15 protein-coding genes are annotated in these 17,984 nt (G+C 71.5%); 6 read left to right on the top strand and 9 right to left on the bottom strand.

Features of this window, described 5'->3' with window-relative positions; all coding sequences use genetic code 11:
• From ACTOQ3_RS21160 to ACTOQ3_RS21145, 4 genes are all read right to left on the bottom strand, one after another.
• Positions 1-852 (bottom strand): carbohydrate ABC transporter permease, encoded by an 852-nt coding sequence (locus ACTOQ3_RS21160; protein ID WP_440085074.1) that lies wholly within the window; start codon positions 850-852, stop codon positions 1-3.
• On the bottom strand, positions 852-1,787 hold the full coding sequence (locus ACTOQ3_RS21155) for a carbohydrate ABC transporter permease (protein WP_440085073.1): 936 nt from the start codon (positions 1,785-1,787) through the stop codon (positions 852-854). Before ACTOQ3_RS21155 ends, ACTOQ3_RS21160 begins: the two co-directional genes overlap by 1 nt.
• A gap of 13 nt (positions 1,788-1,800) precedes the next feature.
• Complete coding sequence (locus ACTOQ3_RS21150; RefSeq protein ID WP_440085072.1) at positions 1,801-3,126, bottom strand: extracellular solute-binding protein; 1,326 nt, start codon at positions 3,124-3,126, stop codon at positions 1,801-1,803.
• Positions 3,127-3,255: 129 nt separating this feature from the next.
• Positions 3,256-4,275 carry a LacI family DNA-binding transcriptional regulator gene (locus ACTOQ3_RS21145; RefSeq protein ID WP_440085071.1) on the bottom strand — a complete coding sequence of 340 codons (1,020 nt, stop codon included), beginning with the start codon at positions 4,273-4,275 and terminating at the stop codon, positions 3,256-3,258.
• Between the two features lie 246 nt (positions 4,276-4,521).
• Here ACTOQ3_RS21145 and ACTOQ3_RS21140 point away from each other — a divergent pair, with 246 nt between their 5' ends.
• Positions 4,522-6,720, top strand: coding sequence for a family 16 glycoside hydrolase (locus tag ACTOQ3_RS21140; RefSeq protein WP_440085070.1), 2,199 nt, complete (start codon positions 4,522-4,524; stop codon positions 6,718-6,720).
• Here ACTOQ3_RS21140 and ACTOQ3_RS21135 read toward each other — a convergent pair.
• Positions 6,717-6,884, bottom strand: coding sequence for a hypothetical protein (locus tag ACTOQ3_RS21135; RefSeq protein ID WP_440085069.1), 168 nt, complete (start codon positions 6,882-6,884; stop codon positions 6,717-6,719). The two genes, ACTOQ3_RS21140 and ACTOQ3_RS21135, sit on opposite strands and share 4 nt — an antisense overlap.
• 210 nt (positions 6,885-7,094) lie before the next feature.
• On the opposite strand from ACTOQ3_RS21135, the gene ACTOQ3_RS21130 reads away from it, so the two are divergent.
• The 5 genes from ACTOQ3_RS21130 (at position 7,095) to ACTOQ3_RS21110 (ending at position 11,852) form a co-directional block, all read left to right on the top strand.
• On the top strand, positions 7,095-7,592 hold the full coding sequence (locus ACTOQ3_RS21130; RefSeq protein WP_440085068.1) for a DUF2975 domain-containing protein: 498 nt from the start codon (positions 7,095-7,097) through the stop codon (positions 7,590-7,592).
• Entirely contained in the window at positions 7,592-7,822 is a 231-nt protein-coding gene (locus ACTOQ3_RS21125; protein WP_440085067.1) for a helix-turn-helix domain-containing protein, read from the top strand. Before ACTOQ3_RS21130 ends, ACTOQ3_RS21125 begins: the two co-directional genes overlap by 1 nt.
• 517 nt (positions 7,823-8,339) lie before the next feature.
• Positions 8,340-8,882 (top strand): hypothetical protein, encoded by a 543-nt coding sequence (locus ACTOQ3_RS21120; protein ID WP_440085066.1) that lies wholly within the window; start codon positions 8,340-8,342, stop codon positions 8,880-8,882.
• A gap of 17 nt (positions 8,883-8,899) precedes the next feature.
• Positions 8,900-9,388 (top strand): hypothetical protein, encoded by a 489-nt coding sequence (locus tag ACTOQ3_RS21115; protein WP_440085065.1) that lies wholly within the window; start codon positions 8,900-8,902, stop codon positions 9,386-9,388.
• 472 nt (positions 9,389-9,860) lie between these two features.
• Positions 9,861-11,852 carry a hypothetical protein gene (locus ACTOQ3_RS21110; protein WP_440085064.1) on the top strand — a complete coding sequence of 664 codons (1,992 nt, stop codon included), beginning with the start codon at positions 9,861-9,863 and terminating at the stop codon, positions 11,850-11,852.
• 258 nt (positions 11,853-12,110) lie between these two features.
• Here ACTOQ3_RS21110 and ACTOQ3_RS21105 read toward each other — a convergent pair whose 3' ends face one another.
• The 4 genes from ACTOQ3_RS21105 to ACTOQ3_RS21090 form a co-directional block, all read right to left on the bottom strand.
• Entirely contained in the window at positions 12,111-12,389 is a 279-nt protein-coding gene (locus ACTOQ3_RS21105) for a hypothetical protein (RefSeq protein WP_440085063.1), read from the bottom strand.
• 183 nt (positions 12,390-12,572) lie between these two features.
• Positions 12,573-13,511, bottom strand: a complete 939-nt coding sequence (locus tag ACTOQ3_RS21100) for a MerR family transcriptional regulator (RefSeq protein WP_440085062.1) — start codon at positions 13,509-13,511, stop codon at positions 12,573-12,575.
• A 62-nt stretch (positions 13,512-13,573) separates the two neighbouring features.
• Entirely contained in the window at positions 13,574-14,227 is a 654-nt protein-coding gene (locus ACTOQ3_RS21095; RefSeq protein WP_440085061.1) for a LysE family translocator, read from the bottom strand.
• A 183-nt stretch (positions 14,228-14,410) separates the two neighbouring features.
• Positions 14,411-17,866 (bottom strand): S8 family serine peptidase, encoded by a 3,456-nt coding sequence (locus ACTOQ3_RS21090; RefSeq protein WP_440085060.1) that lies wholly within the window; start codon positions 17,864-17,866, stop codon positions 14,411-14,413.
• Positions 17,867-17,984: the final 118 nt, after the last annotated feature.

Raw genomic sequence — 17,984 nt, 5'->3', positions numbered from 1 at the left:
TCATCCCTTCACGCCGCCCTCGGACAGGCCGGCGACGAAACTGCGTTGGTTGAGGACGAAGACGGCCAGGATCGGCAGCAGCACCAGCACCGAGCCGGCCATGGCGGGCCCGTAGGCGACGTTTCCGCCGGTCAGGAACTTGCTCAGCGCCAGCTGGACGGTCTGCGTCCCGGGCGAGCTCGTCACGACGAGCGGCCAGAGGAAGTCGTCCCAGACGGCGGTGAAGGCGAACACCGCGACGGTCGCGACCAGGGGCCTCGCCAGCGGCAGATAGATCTTCCAGAAGAGCCTGAACTCGCTCGCGCCGTCGACCCGGGCGGCCTCGCCCAGCTCGTCGGGGAGCCCGAGGAAGTACTGCCGGGCGAGGAAGACGTTGAGCGGCCCGATCAGGTGCGGCAGGGTCAGCCCGGCCAGCGAGTCGAGCAGCCCGGAACCGCCCTGCCCGGTGATGTCGTTCCCGCCCGCCAGCGGGATCCCCTTCGCGATCAGGAACAGCGGGATGAGGGTCACCGCCACCGGCACCATCGTGGTCGCGACGATCGTCATGAAGATCGCGTTGCTTCCCCGGTAGGGGAGTTTGGCGAAGGCGTACCCGGCCGACAGCGCGAACACGCAGTTGGCGAGGACGACCAGCAGGGCGACGATCAGCGAGTTCGTCATCGCCGTGCCGAGGTTGCCCGCGTCCAGGGCGGTCGAGAAGTTGTCGAGGACCGGGTTCTGCGGCAGCAGCCGCGGCTCGGCCGAGAACACCTCGGACTCGGGCTTGAAGGCGATCGAGACCATCCACCAGAACGGCACGAGCACCAGCAGCGTGGCGATGACCAGCGCGAGGACGGATCCTGGTCTCCGCATCACTTCCGCCCGTTCCCGCGCATCGCGACGAGCGCGAAGGCGAAGATCGCCGCGAACAGCACGAAGGCCATGGCGCTGGCGGAGCCGAACCGGTTGTTCTGGAACGCCTCCTGGTAGATCAGGTAGTTGGTGGTCGTCGTCGAGCCGAGCGGCCCGCCGCCGGTGAGGATGAAGATCTCGGCGAACGACTGCGACAGGTAGACGATGTTGATCGTGATCACGTAGACCATGACCGGCCGCAGGCCGGGCAGCGTCACGTGCCGGAACCTGGCCCAGGCGCCCGCGCCGTCCATCTTCGCGGCCTCGTACAGGGTGGCCGGGATCGCCTGGAGCCCGGCAAGGAACAGCACCATGTTGCCGCCGAGGGCCTTCCACACCCGCATGGCCGCGACCGAGTGCAGGGCGGTGTCCTCGTCGAGGAGCCAGTCGCGCGGATCGAGGCCGAGCGAGCCCGCGAGGTCGTTGAACCAGCCGTCGGGGGAGTACATCCACAGCCACACCAGGCTGACGGCCGTCAGCGGGACGATGCGGGGCAGGAACAGCCCGGCCCGGAACAGCCCGATGCCGGGCATCTTCCGGTTGGCCAGCAACGCCAGACCGAGCGCGATGCCGACCGCGAACGGCAGCACCTCCGCGACGAACTGGGCGGTCACCCGCAGGGACTTCAGGAAGTCCGCCGAGCCGAGCAGCGCCGTGTAGTTGTCGGTGCCGACCAGGCGGGGCGCGCCCCGGTCGAGCGGGCTGTAGCCGGTGAAGCTCAGGTAGAACCCGTACAGCACGGGGAACAGCTGGAAGACCGCCATGTAGGCGAGGACCGGGGCGGTGAAGGCGAGTCCGACGAGCTTGCGGCGGCCGGTCGGGCCTCTCCCGCGGGACCCGGCCCGCGGCGGCGGCGCCGCGGGCCGGGTCTTGCCGTGTTTGGTGAGGAGCGCCATCACTGGGTCACCGTCACTGGGCCGCGAGCAGCGGCCCGGCCTCGGCCGCCGCGTCGTCCAGCGCCTGCTTCGCGGTCGCCTTCCCGGCGAGCGCCTCCTCCAGGTGCTTGTCGAGCACGTCACGGACCTGCACCCAGGCCGGGACGTTGGGGCTGCCCACGTAGGCGGGGGCGGCGTCGATGAACGGCTTCAGCAGCGGCTGCCCGGTGACGTAGGCGCCCTGGGCGGCCGAGGCGCGCACCGGCAGCCCGCCGACGGCCTCGGCGTAGCGCTCGTTCACGCCCTTGGAGACCATGAACTCGACGAACTTCCAGGCGAGGTCCTTCTTCGCCGAGTCGGCGTTGACGAACAGGCCGGTGGTCGCCCCGCCGAAGGTCTTGGCGTCGACGGCCTTCAGCGGGGGCAGCACCCCGATCTTCGAGGCGAGGTCGGGCACGGCCTTGACCATCTGGAGTATCTGCCCGGTGGTCGCGGTGACCATCGCCGCCTTGCCGGTGGCGAGCGGGTTCTGCCCGGCGGGCTGGTTGGCGAAGTCGAGGCCGAGCTGGTCGCTGACCTTGCCGTCGCCGCCGTAGAGCCCGGCGAAGTACTCCAGCGCCTTCACTCCCTCGGGCGAGTTCCAGGTGACCTCCTTGCCGTCGGCCGACAGCAGCTCGCCGCCCTCCGACCCGATCAGCCCCTGGAAGCTCTGCACCCGCTGGATCTTGGCGGACTGAAGCATCAGGCCCGCCTGCTGGATCGCTCCACCGTCGCGTACGGTCAGCTTCCTCGCCGCCTCGGCGGCCTCCGTCCAGGTGGCCGGCTCGGTGACACCGGCCTTGCCGAGCAGGTCCTTGCGGTAGGCGACGAGGACGCCGCTGCCGCCCAGCGGGATCAGGTACTGCCCGCCGGCCACCTGGCCGCTCGCCAGATAGGGCGCGAGGTCGGTCCTGTCCGCCTCGGGCAGGGCGGCGATCCGGGCGTCGAGCGGCTCGATCCGCTTGGCCGCGGCGAAGCCCGCGGCGGCGGCCGGACCGTGGCCGAACACGTCGGGGGCGTTGTTGCCGGCGAAACCGGCGTTGAGCTTGGGCGACATCTGGGCCCAGTCGACGAAGGTCACCTGGACCCTCGTCTTGTTGGCGGACTCGAACTCGGGCACCAGCTTCTTGGTGACGAGCTCGATCTCCGGGGCGGAGTTGCCGGGGAACCAGACGGTCAGCGTGCCGGCCGTGTCCCCGCCGCCGCCGCTCCCGCTGCCGCCGCCCGTCCCGCAGGCCGTCGCGGCGAGAAGAACGCCCGCGCCGACCGCGACGGCGAGGAATCCGCGTCTGCCGACGGCTGTCCACCGGTTGGTGATCATGATTTTCTCCTGTTTCGGAGTATGGGGGGTTTCGAGGTGTGGGAGGCCGGCTCCCGGCGCTGGATCGCCGGGAGCTGGGAATGTTCGATTGTGGTCAGGCTCCGGGGGGAATGATCATGTGATCTGTGGTCAGGCTCTGGGCGGGCCGATCATGTGATCGTCGGGGAGGCCGCAGGGCAGCAACCGCTGGTGGTCGCCGGGGGCGTCGGAACCGGCCAGGATCCGGGTGAGCATCTTCACCGCGCCCCGGCCCATCTCGTTGCGGGGGATCCGCAGGCTGCTCCAGCCGCTCTCGGTCATCGTCACCAGGACGACCACCGACATGTCCGCGGGAGCGGCCAGGCCGCGCTCGCCCAGCGCGGCGACGAGCTGCCTGGCCAGGGGCTCGTTCTCGGCCAGGACGGCGGTGACGCCGCCGGCGTGCGCGGCGTCGACCCAGGCGGGGTCGAGCTGCGACGTGACGTACATCAGCTCGGGCAGCCCCGCGTCGGCGCAGCCGGCCCGGTAGCCGGCCTCCTTGTCGAGGAAGACCTCCATCCGGTCCGGTCCCGTGACGTAGGCGATGCGCCGGTGGCCCAGCGCGGCGAGCCTGCCGACGGTGTCCCTGGTGGCGCTGGCGTAGTCGGCGCCGACCCAGGCTATCTCGGTGCCGGGCACGGTCCTGCGCCCTATGTGAACGAAGGGGTATCCCTCGGCGGCGAGTCTGGCCAGCTCGGTGGAGCCGGGCTCGACGCCGAGCAGCACGCTGCCGTCGGCGAGCGCGAGCCGGTTCACCCCGTCGCTGTAGACCCGGCGGCGGCCGTCGAGATCCTCGGTGGAGGCGAACAGCACCAGGTCGTAGCCGTCCGCGACGGCCTGCTGCTCGATGCCGACCAGGAACTCGTGGTAGAAGTCCAGCTGGTCGAGCGGGAAGATCGACTCGAAGGTGTAGACCCCGAGCAGCCGGTTGCGCTTCCCGCGCAGGCTGCGGGCCGCCGGGTTGGCGACGTAGCCGAGCTGGCGCACCGCCTCCAGGACGCGCTGGACGGTCTGCTCCGGGATCCCGGTCTCCGGACCCCGGCCGTTGATGACCGCGGAGACCGTCGCCTGGGAGACGCCCGCGAGCTTGGCCACGTCGGCCTGACGGGCCCGGCGCCGCACTCCGTCCATCGCGATCTCCTGATTCGTATCAGTTGAGGGGGAACAGCCAGGAGAGGGTGGCTGGCTGATTCGTATTGGCGAAACCGTTGCAAGTCGGACGGGGCGCTGTCAACACTCTCGGCGAAAGAATCTTGAAATGTGCCGGAAATCTGCTCTTGACGATCGTGAAGGCTGCGGATTATCTTCCCGTTACGAATCGGGGGAGCTCATGTTTCTGCAGGTCAAGTATTACTAATACGAATCAGAGGTATCAGCGTGGGGCTCCCCGAAGCCGCAGTCGTCCTGGCGCTCGCCGCCGCCCTGCTCCTGCCCCGGCCCGCCCACGCGGCCGGGACCGTCCACCACGCCGGCGCCGGCACGGCCGGGACCGTCCACGGCGCCGTCGTCGACGTGACCGGGAACGTCCACGGCACCGGCACCGGCACCGGCACCGGCACCGGCACCGGCACCGGCACCGGCACCGGCACCGGCACCGGCACCGGGACCACCTACTACGTCGACGCGACCGGCGGCTCCGACGGCGCGGCCGGGACCTCGCCCTCGGCCGCCTGGAAGACGCTCGGCAAGGTCAACGCCCAGACCTTCGGTCCGGGCGACAGCGTCCTGCTCAGGTCCGGCGGCGTCTGGACCGGCCAGTACCTCGACCTGCACGGCTCGGGTGCGGCCGGGGCGCCGATCGTCCTCGGCCAGTACGGCACCGGCGCGAAGCCCCGCATCGACTTCGCCGACACGGCCGTCGACGGAGAGGGCTTCGGGGTGCGGCTGAAGAACGTCTCGCACTGGGAGATCGGCGGGCTCGAGATCACCAGCGGACAGCAGCCCACCGACCGGCGGCGCAGCGGGGTCCTCGTCGTCGGCGAGGGCGCCGGCGCGGGGGACTTCACCCACATCCACGTCAAGAACACCTACATCCACGACGTGTTCGGCACCGACCGGCGGACCGGCGGGATCAACTTCCACGCCCGCGGGACCTCCACCGGGCCCGAGAGCACCTGGACGGACGTGCTCATCGAGGGCAACACCGTCGACAACGTCGCCGACACCGGCATCCAGACCATGACCGACGCGCTGCTCAACACCACGTGGGCGCACGACCTCGACGCCTTCCGCGACCTGGTGATCCGCGGCAACACCGTCACCCGGATCCACCGCGACGGGATCCTCGTCCGGTCCGGGCTGGCCCCGCTCGTCGAGCGCAACACCACCGACCGGATCGGCGAGTCCACCACCTCGACCCTGCCCTACCTCGACGACATCGCGGTCGTCGCCGCGCAGTGGATGTACGCCACGACCGACGCGGTCTTCCAGTTCAACCAGGCCTTCCGCACCCGCAGGCTCGACGGCGACGGCCAGCCCTGGGACTTCGACCAGCGGGTCTACCGCAGCGTCTACCAGTACAACTACAGCCAGGACAACGAGGGCGGCACGCTGCTCGTCATGGACCAGACCGACGACAACGTGTTCCGCTACAACATCTCCCAGAACGACCTGGACCGCAGCGTCGGAGTGTTCCACCTGGTCAGCGGGTCGGGCGACCTGAAGGTCCACAACAACGTCTTCTACCGCTCGGCCGGGCAGACGGGCCAGATGACCGGGACGTCGACCGGCAAGGTGGCCTACACGAACAACATCTTCGTCAACCAGGGGAGCGGGGCCTACAGCATCAGCGGCAACGTCACCTACGACCACAACCTCTACTCGGGCACCAACGCCGCCCAGCCCAACGACCCATACAAGATCATCGCCAGCCCGCGGTTCGTCGCGGCGGGCGGCGCGTCGGGACTGGCCTCCGCGGGCGCCTACAAACTCCAGCCGGGCTCGCCCGGGATCGACAGCGGTGTCGCGGTCTCCTCACCCGGCGCTCAGGACTTCTTCGGAACCGCGCTCTACCAGGGCTCTCCCGACCGGGGCGCGCACGAGTCGGCCGCGGCGCCCGCCACCACCCTGCTGTCGGACGACTTCGGCGACGGCGACGCGGCGGGCTGGACGAGCACCGGCGGTTCGTGGTCGGTCGCGAACGGCGCGTACTCCCAGACCTCCACCGCCGCCGCGGAGAGCCTCTCCGTCACCGGCTCCGCCGGCTGGACCGACTACACCGTCCAGGGACGGGTCCGGCTGGACAACGCGAGCGCCAACGCGGGCCTGGTCCTCCGGTACGCCGACGCCGCCAACTTCTACCTGTTCCGCCTCAACGACGGAACCGACACCGCCGACCTGTACAGGAAGGTCGGCGGTACCCTGACACAGGTCGCCGGCGCCTCCGTCCCGATCACTCCCGGCGTGTTCCGCACGCTCAAGGCGACCGTGTCCGGCTCGACCGTCACCGGCTTCGTCGACGGGAACCAGGTGCTCACCTGGACCGCCCCCGCCACCGAGCTGACGACCGGCAAGGTCGGTCTCCGCATGCACTCGAGCACCGCGACCCTCGACGACCTGCGGGTCACGGCGCCCTAGGACTCCCGGCGAAGCGCGTGCGTGACCATCCGGACGTACGTCGCCGGGAGTTCCCGGGGCGCCGCGGCGATCGGCCGGGCGCGCGGGCAGATGCTCGCCTTGAAACGCCACTGGACGATCGGTTCCAGGGGTTGGTGGTCGTAGGCGGTCGGCGAGCGCAGCACGGGCTGTCCGTTCTGGTCGTCGTGCGGGAAACGGCGGGAACCACCTCTCCGGTGAGATCGCCCGCGCTTTCGGCGACCACCGATCGTCCGCGCGCCCGTACCGGAGTTCCGCGCCCGTACCGGAGTCTCACCTCTCCGATCGGCCTGACAACTTGCCGTGCCTATCGAATATCGATACATTCCCATCGTTAGTCGATTGAAGGGGAGACGATGGGAAAGTTGACAGTGCTCGCGCTGCGCGCCGTGCTCGTGGTGCTGCTCGCCGGCTCGGTGTTCGTACAGGCGGTGATGGTGCCGTTGCTGGCCATCGACATGGAGCAGCTCAACCCGGACTACGCGTACCTGCGCACCCCGTTTCTCGTGATCACGGTCCTGGGTGTCGTGACGGTCCAGGTCGTCCTGGTCTGCGTGTGGCGGCTCGTGACGATGGTGCGACGCGGAACCGTGTTCTCCCACGCCGCCTTCCGGTACGTGCACATCGTGATCGGCGCGCTCGTGGCGGCCGCCCTCGTGGTGTTCGCGTACGCGGTCCTCCTGGCGCCCGGCGAACCCGTCGCCCCGGGGGTGGTCCTCCTGATATGCGGGGTCGTCGTGGCGATCCTGGGGGTCGCGCTCATCGTGCTCGTGCTGCGGATGCTGCTCGCCCAGGCCGTCGCGCGCGACGTCGAGGCGGCGCGGATGCGGGCCGAGCTGGAAGAGGTGATCTGATGCCGATCACCGTCGACATCGACGTGATGCTGGCCAAGCGGAAGATGTCCGTGGGCGAGCTCGCGGACCGCGTCGGTATCACGCCCGCCAACCTGGCGGTGCTCAAGAACGGCCGTGCCAAGGCGGTGCGCTTCACGACGCTCGCCGCGCTCTGCGAGGTGCTGGAGTGCCAGCCGGGCGACCTGCTGCGCTGGGAGGTCAGGGAGGACGGTGACGCGGCGGACGGGTGACGCCGGCCGTCGGCGACGGTGGTCATGACCGGTGCGTCGTCACCGCTTCGGGCGAGACCTGTTCGAAGACGGACCCTGATAAAGGCTCTGACCTGTGTCGACAGGTCAGGGCCTCTTGCGTTTCCGGGAACGGTGTCGGGTGGCTCCGGGCCCGGGCGCCGGGTCCGCGGTGCCTCGCCGAGCCGGCCGGCGGGCGGCGCGTGCCGTCGGTGGTCATTCCCCGCTCGATCCCTCCTGCCAGGCCGAGGGCGCCGCTGAGCCCGGCGAGGAGGAGCGGCGGGCTCGCGATGGAACGACCGGTGGAACCGGATGGAACACCTTAGGGGTGTCCGGCTCGTCAGCCCTTCTCCCGAGGGGAGATCGGCGCGTTCCACGGGCGCCGAGGTGATCCGGGCCGAGACGCGAGCCGGGGAACACCTCGCAGGCTGCCCGGTCCGGGGCCTTCGCCGGCCTCTCTCCGCACGGAGAGCGGGCCGTACGGCAGGTGATCCACACAAGACCATCGAAAGGAACACAAGTGAGTGAGCACATTCCCACCGCACGCCAGATGGCGGGCGGCACCGCGTACGAACCCCGCAGGCCGGGGACGCTGCTGGCCGCGACCCTGGCCACCGCGGTGGCCGCGGCGTCCATGCTGTCGTCGGCGGCGGTCTCCCTGATCGCGGGCAGAAGCCTGCTGCGGAGCTACGTGCACGACGAACTCGGCGTCGAGGTCGGCTCGGATGCCGTGGGCTCCGTCGTGGACGCCGCGGTGGAGGCCGCCTTCGGCTCCCTCCAGGCTCGGGCGTACGTCTGGCTCTTCTTCGCGGTGATCTTCGTCCTGCTCCTGCTGCCCGTCCGCGACGGCAGGACGTGGGCCCGGGTCGCGCTGAGCGTCCTCACCCCCGTCGCCGTCCTTCTCGGACTGCGGGACCTCACGGACATGGTGTCCCCGATCACCGGATTCCTGGCCGCCCTGGCCACCCTGGGCGCGCTGCTGGCCGTCGTGGCGTGCTGGCTTCCCGCGACCAACCGCTACGTCAGGACGCGCAAGCAGTCGCGTCGGTCCCAGCCCCGATGAACAACGGAGGAACGATGATGTCCGCAGTCAAGAGAGTCGCCCGCCTGGCCGCCGCGCTGGGCGCCGCCACGGCGCTGACCGTGGGTCTCGCGGCCGCGCCCGCCCAGGCCGCCGACGTACCCGGCGCCCTGACCGCCCGGCTGACGATCACCAAGGAGGCGGCCGGCTGCAGGGTCCTCACCTTCGGCAAGGTCGGCATGACGCAGGCCCAGGCGCAGTACCTGGTCGACAACGGCGCGACGGCTCAGGTCGAGATCTGGGGCGAGGACGCCGTCTACGACAACCGGCTGTACAAGGCGGGCAACGCGCAGTTGAGCGCGGGATCGGATCGGAACGGGGGAGGGCTGATCATCATCTCCGCCCCCACGATCCGGTGCTCTCTCCTCGACGAGGACGATTCCTCGCTGGAGGGAGCCGGTGACGAGATCTACGCCAAGGTCGTCTTCAACGCCCCCGGATACTCCCGCATGACGAAGAGGACGAACACGGTGCACGGCCGTTACTGATCCCGGATCCCGGGCCGGGGGCGCGGGGCCACCCTCTGGTGAGCGGCCGGAAGGCCACGGGGGCGGGGCCGGTGGTGGCCGCCCCGCGGGCCCGGGCGGCCGGAGCCCGTGAGGCGGTCGCGGCGGGGCGTCGCCGAGACCGCGAAACCGGGCCGGGGGTGGGTGCCACGGGGGGTCGGACCCCGGTGAGGTCATGCGGCGGGTACGGCGATTCGCACGCAAGGATGTTGCAAGACGAGTGCAACCGCCCGGCGGCAGCCTGATCGCACACCGATCCGAGGAGTCCCGACATGCCCGCCGCTGTGGAGATCGCCACGGACGCCGTCGACCGTGCGGCCCCCGCCTCGCCCGCCGGCCCGGCGGGGCATGCGTCCTGCCTCACCGAGAGCTGACGCCCGTCGTGGATCGCCGGCCACCGGTCCTGGTCCATGACCCGGCCCACGACAAAACGGACAGGGGGTGGCGAGGCCCCGTGTCCCGCCGGTCCCGTACCGGCGGCTGCCTGCCGTACCACGGGATGACGCCGGCGCCGGCGGAGGGCGACAGCGGGTCGCTGCTTCTCGCCGGGGCACACGCCCGGTGCGTCGAGGGTGACCTGAGGTCCAGCCGGGAGTGCTTCGACGCGGCGTACCGCGCGGCCGAGAGCGAGGGCGACGGTCAGGCGATGGCCCTCGCGGCGTTGGGACTGTCCGGCCTGTGGGTGCACGAACACCGTGGTGTCATGGCCGCCGCGTCGATCGAGGCGCGTCTGCGGCATGCGTTGTCGGTGGTGGACCCGCGGTCGTTACCGGCGCTTCGGCTCAGGGTACGGCTGGCCGCCGAGGCCGACTACCGGTCGGGCGGGCACACCGCCGTCCTCGCCGCGCTGGAGGAGGCCAGGCGGACGGGCGATCCGACGGCGTGGACCGAGGCGGTCAGCCTGGCCCACCACTGCCTGCTGGGTCCCGGTCAGAGCGAGATGCGGCACGAGCTCGCCCGGGAACTGATCGCCGCGGGCTTCCGGACCTCGTGCCGTGGCGATCTGCTGATGGGATTGCTGTGGCGCACCGTCGACCACGTTCTCGACGCGGACCCGCACGCGGAACGCCACCTGGCGGAACTGCGCGGCCTGCTGGCCCAGCAGGACCACCTGGCGATCGGGTTCGTGGTGCGCGCGATCGATGTGATGCTCGGCATCCGCGCGGGGCGGCTGGAACAGGCCGAGGCCGAGGCGGCCGCCTGCGCCGAACGGGGAAGGCGGGCCGGCGACGCGGACGCCGCCGGCTGGTACGGCGCGCAGATGGTGGCCATCCGCTGGTACCAGGGCCGCATCGCCGAGCTGGTTCCGATGCTGGCCGAGGAGGTGAACTCGCCGACGCTCAGCGCCGTGGACAACTCCTACCTGGCCGCGCTGGCGGTCGCCGCGGCCAACGCCGGAGACCACCGGCAGGCGGCCGGCGCGCTGGCGCGGCTGCGGGGCGGCGATCTGGCCCTGCTGCCCCGATCCAGCAGCTGGCTGGTGACCATGCACGGCGTCGTGGAGGCCGCGCACCTGCTGGGGGACACCGAGGCCTCGGCGGCGGCCTACGAGCTGCTCGGCCCGTTCGCCAGGCTTCCGATGGTGGCCAGTCTCGGCGTCGCGTGCTTCGGCTCCGCCCGGCACGCGCTGGGCGTGGCCGCGCTGACCATGGGCGACGCCCAGCGGGCGGCCGAGCATCTGCAGATGGCCGTACGGGGCAATCTGGCCATGGGGCACTGGCCGGCGGCGGTCCTGTCGCGCGTGCGGTGGGCGCAGGCGCTGGTGCTCCGGGCCGGGACCGGGGACGCCGCCGAGGCGGGCCGGCAACTGGAGGTCGCCACGAGCGAGGCGGCCGAGCTGGGCATGGTCCTGCCCGGTGGAAGGGGACCGCACGCCGCCGTCACCGCCGCCACCGCCGCCGGGCACGGCGGGCGGCGACCCCTCATGGAGTGCCGGCGCGAAGGCCGCCGGTGGAGGATCGGGCTGGGCTCGCGAAGCGCGCACGTCGAGCACAGCCTGGGGATGGCCTACCTCGCGATCCTGCTCGCCAACCCCCGATACGAGATTCCGGCCATCGAGCTGGCCGCGGGCCCGGTACCGCGCGACGGGGCGGCCGTGGACGCCGGCACCGCCCAGCCGGCCCTGGACGAGGAGGCCATCAGGGCCTACCGCAAGCGGCTGTCACTGTTGCAGGAGGAGATCGACGGATACGAGTCGGCCAACGACGTCGTCCGGGCCGAGCGGCTGCGGGACGAGCGCGACTGGCTGATCGACGAGCTGGCGTCCGCGACCGGTCTGGCCGGACGGACCCGGAACTTCACCGGCAACGAGGAACGCGCCCGCGTCTCGGTCGGCAAGGCCCTCCGGCGCGCCGTCAACCGCATCGCCGCCGCCGACCCGGTCCTCGGCGAGGAACTGCGCATGACACTGCGAACCGGACGGCTCTGCTGCTACCAGCCGGCATAGCCTCTGCGGGCACCGGCCGGTACGGTTCTGCGGGACGCCCGGCCGGGAGTGCGTCAGCCGTCGTCCCCATCCTCGACCAGCGAGGTGGTGAAGCATTCCGGGGACCAAGAATTCAAGGGCTACGCTCCCGGCGCGAATCCCGTGCCACTCTGATCAGGCATAGGAGCCGAAGGGAATTCCGGCCGGCCGCGGGAATGGCTGGAATGACATGGCGACCAGAACGGCGAAGCTGCGCGTCGTTCGGTGAGGAGCCCGGGGTCAGAGATCGCCGAGATCGCCGAGCGGTTTCGTCCAGTAATCCCGATCGCGGGACTCGTCCCCGAAGCGGGCGAGCGCGTCGGGGGCGGAATGGCCGGGGCCGATGACGATGTGCATGATCTCGTTGAAGGTCTTGAACGCGTCGTCGTCACCTGCCCGCATCTCCATGTGGTTCATGAGCCGATACCAGTGCTTCTGCTCGTGCTCGATCAGGGGCAGGAGCTGTTCGCGGCTGAGGGTGCGGGCTTCCTCGACGGTGAGCCGTTTGAAGCGTGCCATGCATTGATTGTTCCATCCGGAAATCTGGCATTCGCGGTCTCGCCCGTCTTCGTTCCGTCCCTGTCCGGTTCGCGTCTCATGTTCCGCCGACACAGCGGCGTCTCACGCAGCCTGCCGTCCGAACGCGACCCTGCGAGGCCGTGTGAGGCGAACCGGTCCGGTGACGCCGTCGTGAGCAGCTCGCTACGCCGGTGTCCGGACGCGCAGGGCCTGGATGAACCAGTCGAGCACCGGCGTCAGGCTTTCCGGGGCCGGCCAGCCGTTGATCACCGCGAGCAGCCGGAGGTACGACTCCCTGCGGGGGTCGTTCGCGCTCTCCAGCCGGACCAGCAACCGGCGCCTGAGGCCGGCGTCGTCGGGGAGGCCGACGACGTGCGCGTACCGTGCCGTGACCGCCGCGACGACCGGATCGCTCAGGGGCGAGGCCGGGGCGATACCGGCCGCCAGGGCGGGGCCCGCCTGGTCGCGGACCAGCGCGACGGGATCGCGGCGCGGGCCGGCGGCGTCGTCCCGGGCGCGCTCGGCCGCGTGCTGCTCGGCCAGGCGCCGCATGACACCGCGAAACCCCGGGTCCCGGGACAGCTCGGCCAGTTCCACCCAGGCCTCGACCTGCGCGGGTTCGGGGTCGTCGGGCAGTTCGGGGGTCATCGTGCGCCTGATCCCCGCGAATCCGGGGTCGGCGTCCAGGCCGCCGAAGGCGGCGTCGAGGAAGTCGCCGATCAGGCGCCGGCGTTCGTCCTCGGAGAGCTTTGCCAGTTTGTGCATGAGATCCATCTCCTCGGGGGTGGACCCGCGCCTGGTCACCGCCGTCAGCACCGCGCGCCGCAGGCGCAGAGTCCGGATCTGCACCGCCAGCGCCTCGGCGTGCGCCGCGGCCACCTCGGGAAGCGAGATCTCCCGGTCCACGACCCTGCGGATCGTGGGAAGGTCCACTCCCAGGTCGCGCAGCGTCCGTACGAGGTCCAGGCGTGCGACGGCGTCGATGCCGTAGAGGCGGTGACCGGCCGGGCTGCGGCCGGTCGGCGGCACGATCCCGCGGTCGGAGTAGAACCGAACGGTCTTGACCGTCAGCCCGGTCCGCCGGGCCAGGTCACCGATCGAGTAGAGCGTGTCGCCGTCCATGCCCCCACCCTGGCGCCTCCCTCCAGGGGAGGTGCAAGCAGGAGGTACGAGCCCGCGCGGCGTCAGCGGGTCGCGGCGGCCATACGCAGGCCCAGGACGATGAGAACGGTGCCGCTGACGGCCTCCAGCCGGCGACGGATCACGGGCCTGCGGAACCACGCGCCCGCGCGCCCCACCACCGCCGCCAGGGTGAGGTACAGGGCGATCTCGACGGCCACCTGCAGGAGCGCGAGGAGCGCGGTGGTGGAGAACAGCGGCCGGTCGGCCGGTACGAACTGGGGGTAGAAAGCGATCATGAAGGCCGCGGCCTTCGGGTTGGCGAGCATCACGAGGGCGCCCTCGCCGAAGGCTCTCCACCAGCCGCCCCGCCTCGGGCCGGGCGGCGTGTCTTCGGCGGACTCCCGCGCGGGCCCGGCCGCCCGGATCCGCCACGCGGTACGCCACGCCTTCAGCCCGAGGTAGAGCAGGAAGCCCGCACCGACCACGCGGAGAACGACGAAGGCCACTTCCGAAGCGGCCACCAGGGCGGCCAGGCCGGCGGCGGCGAACAGCGCCCAGGCGTACAGACCGGCCTCCAGGCCCAGCACCGTCGGCACCGCTCCCCGGAAACCGTGCAGCGCGGCACGGCGCAGGATCAACGCCATCGCGGGACCCGGTGACGCCGAGATCAGCACGACGGCGACGACGAAGGCGGGCAGGGACGCGACGAGATCCATGAGCCGATCATGCTCGTGGCCGTCGCTCCCGCTCAACCCCTTTTCCGGCGGGAGAATCCTCTTTCCGGCGGGAGAATCCTCGCCCCCGGCCGGTCGCGGGCTGGTGCGCCGCGACCGGCCGGGGGCGAGGTCACATGGCGGAGCGGTGTCACCCGCGTCCGGTCAGGGGCGGTTCACGGTCCGTCAGTGGCCCGCCACCACGAACCGGCCGGTGAGCGGGCCCAGTTCCACGGTGTACGTACCCGCGTCGCTCCGGCGCGCGTCGAACGAGAGCCGCACAGCCCTGTCGGCGCGGACCTGCACGGTCTGCCGCCGTTCGACCTCGCCGTCGACCCGCAGGACGGCGTCGTACCCGCCCGCCCTCTCTCCCACGTTCTTCACCCACGCGGTGATCCGCACCGGGCGGCCGGGGCGGGTGTGGTCCGGGCTGACGTCGAGGCCGGCCAGGGCGAAGCGCGGCTCGGGTCCCGGAGTCCGGTCGTGGACGAAGATGTCGGACTTCCGGTTGGTGTCGTCACCGACGAGGTTGGCGGAGTTGCTCTCGAAGGCGACGTACCGCCCGTCCCCGCTGATCGACGGTATGCCGGCCGAGCCGTCACCCTCGACGTCCTTGGGACCCGCGGAGACCCGCGTGGTGGTGCCCGCCTTGAGGTCGCGCACGTACACGTCCGTCCGCCCGTTGGTGTCACCGCCGGCGAGGTTGGTGGCGTAGGTGTAGAACGCCACGGTCTGCCCGTCGTCACTCAGTGACGGGGCGAAGGACCAGTCGTTGGCCATGCTCCCGTCGGACGCCGCCGACGCGAGCCTCCTCGTGCCGGTCTGCCGGTCGTGGACGTAGATCTGGTACCCCTCGAGCCCGCCGCTCGCGGTGAAGACCACCATCCGCCCGTCGGCACTGATCGACGGGCTGCTCGCCTCCCTCGCGTCCGGCGCGGGGATCAGCTCGGTCTTCCCGGTCTGCCGGTCGCGGACGAAGACGTCGCCGTGCCCGTTGGTGTCTCCCGGCACGAGGTCGGTGGCCTGGCTCTCGAAGGCGACGAAGCGGCCGTCGGCGCTGATCGACTGCTCGCGCGAGTTCCCGTCACCCGTGGCGCCGCCGGTCCCGACCGAGACGGCCTCGGTCTTCCCGGTGCTCCGGTCGCGGACGAAGACGTCGGTCCGGCCGTTGACGTCCCCGGGCACGAGGTTGGTGGCGTCGCTGTTGAAGACGGCGAACCGGCCGTCGGCGCTGAACGAGGGGGACGAGGACAGCCCGTCGCTCTGGCCGCCGTCGGAGGCCACCGAGACCCGCTCGGTCTTCCCCGTCTCCCGGTCGTGCGCGAAGGCGTCGGTCTGCCCGTTGGTGTCCCCGGCCACGAGGTTGGTGGCCCCGCTGCCGAACCCGACGAGGCGCCCGTCCGCGCCGATGGTGGGACTCAGCGAGAAGCCGTCGCTCTGGGCGCCGTCCGAGGCCACCGAGACCCGCTCGACCGCCCGGGTACGCAGATCGGTCACGAAGATGTCGAGGTCGTTGTTGGTGTCGTCGGCGACGAAGCCGGACCCCGGGCTGGCGAACGTCACCACCTCGCCGTCGGCGCTCATCTTCGGCCACCACGCCTCGCCGTTGCCCTGGCGGCCGTCCGAGGTCACCGAGACGCGCTCGGTGGCCAGGGGCCGGGGGAGGGCGAAGTCGGCCCGCGCGGGCTTCGTCCCGCGTACGGTGACCTTCGCGGGCTCCGACCTCGACACGTCGGGAGCCGCCGCGGCGACCTGGTGGTCGCCCTCGGGCACGTCGTCGATCGTGTACCGGCCGTTGAGGTCCGTCGTCGCCACGAGGCTGTCGGGCACGCCGAGCACCGTGACCTTCGCGCCCGGCACCGTCGAGCCGGTCGGGCCGTAGCTCACCTGCCCCGAGATCCTCCCCCAGCGGGTCCGGTCAAGCGCGACGCGGACGTCGGAGAAGCGGTTCGCCGTGACGCTGACCCTGGCCGTCTCCTGCCGGTAGCCGAACCTGGACAGCGTCAGGTCGTACGACCCGGCGGCCAGCCGCACCTCGAACCGTCCGCGCTCGTCGGTCTCGACGGTCCGGCCGGTGTCCGTCCGGGTGACCGTCACGCCGGCGAGCGGCTCGCGCGTCCTCTCGTCGGTGACGACGCCCCGGACGCCGCTCGCGAGAGCCGCCTCCGCGACGGCGGCGTACGCGTCGATCCGTCCCGCGCCGAAGCGCGGGTTCGGGCGCTCGCCGTAGCGCTCGTCGAAGAAGGACGTACCGGCCAGGATGCCCAGCGCCTCGTCGACGCCGAGGTCACGGCGGGCCTCGACCATCAGCGCGACCGTGCCCGAGACGTGCGGGGTCGCCATCGAGGTGCCGCTCAGCGATCCGTACTCGCCGCCCGGCAGGGCCGAGAGCACGTCCACGCCGGGTGCCGAGACGTCGGGGACGACGTACGACTCGGGCCACTCGGCGGGCGCGTCGATCCAGTCGGTCCTGCGGACCACCCCGCCGCAGGAGAACTCCGGTACGTCGTCACCCGCGTCGGTGGCGCCGACGGACACGGCCTCGTAGACGTTGCCGGGACTGCCCGACCCTCCTTCGAGGCACTCGTTGCCGATGGCGAAGGACGGGAAGGCGCCGGCCAGGTAGATGTTCCTGGCCGGTTCGATCATCTCGTCGGAGTAGCCCTCCGCGCCCAGCGACATGCTGACGACGTCGGCGGGCTTCCCCGCGGGGGTGCCGTCGGCGGCGTACGGCGCGATCGCCCACTGCATGCCGGCGATCACCTGGGCGAGCGTTCCGTTGCCGCCGGGAATGACCAGGCCCGCCATCAGCTCGGCGCCGGGCGCGACACCGATCTGCGTGCCCGACGCGTTCCCGCCGGCGATCGTGCCCGCCACGTGCGTGCCGTGGTAGCTGCTGTCGTGGGGTGAGGAGGGCACCGGCTTCCCGTCCGGGCCGAACTCGATCCAGCCTCCCGGGTAGGACGGGTCCGAGGCGTTGTCGGTGACGAGCTTGCCGGTGAGGTCGGGGTGGGCGATGTCGACACCGGTGTCGAGGACCGCCACGCGCACGCCGTCACCGGTGAGCCCGCGCTCCTTTCGCACCCGGTCGGCGCCGATCTTCTCGATGCCCCAGGCCGATTCCCCTTCCTTGGCTTTCGCGGCGCTGCGCGGCGCGGGCGGGGCCTTGAGCTCGAAGTTGGGGATGATCCGGTCCACCAGGGCGAGCGCGGCCAGCGCCTCCAGGGTGGCGGGTTTAGCCCGGACGAGGACCATGTTCTTGATCCAGAACGTGTTGAGCACCTGGTCCCCGTGGGACTCGACCAGCCGGACGACGGGGGCCTGCACGGCATCGGCCGTCTCGGCCAGGGCCTTCCGCGCCTCGCCCGGCGAGGGGGCCGTCGACCGGAGGCCGGAGGCCGCGCCGAGCACGACGACGGCCTCGACGCGGTCGTCGGCACGCGCGCCGGCGGTCCTCGTCCGGTCGATCAGCTCAGGGGCGATCTTTCCTCGCCGGCCCGGCTCCGCGGGGGGCTTCTCAGCCGTGGCCGGGCTCGCTGCCGTGGCCGGGCTCGACGGCAGGACCGCGGCGAGTGATCCCAGGACGAGGAGTGCGGCGAGTGACAGGCGTTGCCCGCGAGATCGTAGGGCGGACAGCGACATGGGGGACTCCTTCGTTCAGGTGCGCGCTGTGGTGCCCCTGAACGCTGGCATCAGCTGTCATCCCCTGACAAGCTGGGTCAGAGGCGAGTTCCTGTCAGGTGACGTAAACACGACAGGC

It is taken from the genome of Streptosporangium sp. LJ11, from assembly GCF_051918945.1.
GTDB lineage: Bacteria > Actinomycetota > Actinomycetes > Streptosporangiales > Streptosporangiaceae > Streptosporangium.
This window is presented reverse-complemented; position numbering and strand designations above follow the sequence as displayed.

Excerpts from the sequence above, each read along its gene's own strand:
- ACTOQ3_RS21130 (WP_440085068.1), top strand. The coding sequence starts at position 7,095 with ATGGGAAAGTTGACAGTGCTCGCGCTGCGCGCCGTGCTCGTGGTGCTG.
- ACTOQ3_RS21115 (WP_440085065.1), top strand. The coding sequence starts at position 8,900 with ATGTCCGCAGTCAAGAGAGTCGCCCGCCTGGCCGCCGCGCTGGGCGCC.
- ACTOQ3_RS21105 (WP_440085063.1), bottom strand. The coding sequence starts at position 12,389 with ATGGCACGCTTCAAACGGCTCACCGTCGAGGAAGCCCGCACCCTCAGC.
- ACTOQ3_RS21160 (WP_440085074.1), bottom strand. The coding sequence starts at position 852 with ATGCGGAGACCAGGATCCGTCCTCGCGCTGGTCATCGCCACGCTGCTG.
- ACTOQ3_RS21150 (WP_440085072.1), bottom strand. The coding sequence starts at position 3,126 with ATGATCACCAACCGGTGGACAGCCGTCGGCAGACGCGGATTCCTCGCC.
- ACTOQ3_RS21145 (WP_440085071.1), bottom strand. The coding sequence starts at position 4,275 with ATGGACGGAGTGCGGCGCCGGGCCCGTCAGGCCGACGTGGCCAAGCTC.
- ACTOQ3_RS21155 (WP_440085073.1), bottom strand. The coding sequence starts at position 1,787 with ATGGCGCTCCTCACCAAACACGGCAAGACCCGGCCCGCGGCGCCGCCG.
- ACTOQ3_RS21125 (WP_440085067.1), top strand. The coding sequence starts at position 7,592 with ATGCCGATCACCGTCGACATCGACGTGATGCTGGCCAAGCGGAAGATG.
- ACTOQ3_RS21095 (WP_440085061.1), bottom strand. The coding sequence starts at position 14,227 with ATGGATCTCGTCGCGTCCCTGCCCGCCTTCGTCGTCGCCGTCGTGCTG.
- ACTOQ3_RS21090 (WP_440085060.1), bottom strand. The coding sequence starts at position 17,866 with ATGTCGCTGTCCGCCCTACGATCTCGCGGGCAACGCCTGTCACTCGCC.
- ACTOQ3_RS21100 (WP_440085062.1), bottom strand. The coding sequence starts at position 13,511 with ATGGACGGCGACACGCTCTACTCGATCGGTGACCTGGCCCGGCGGACC.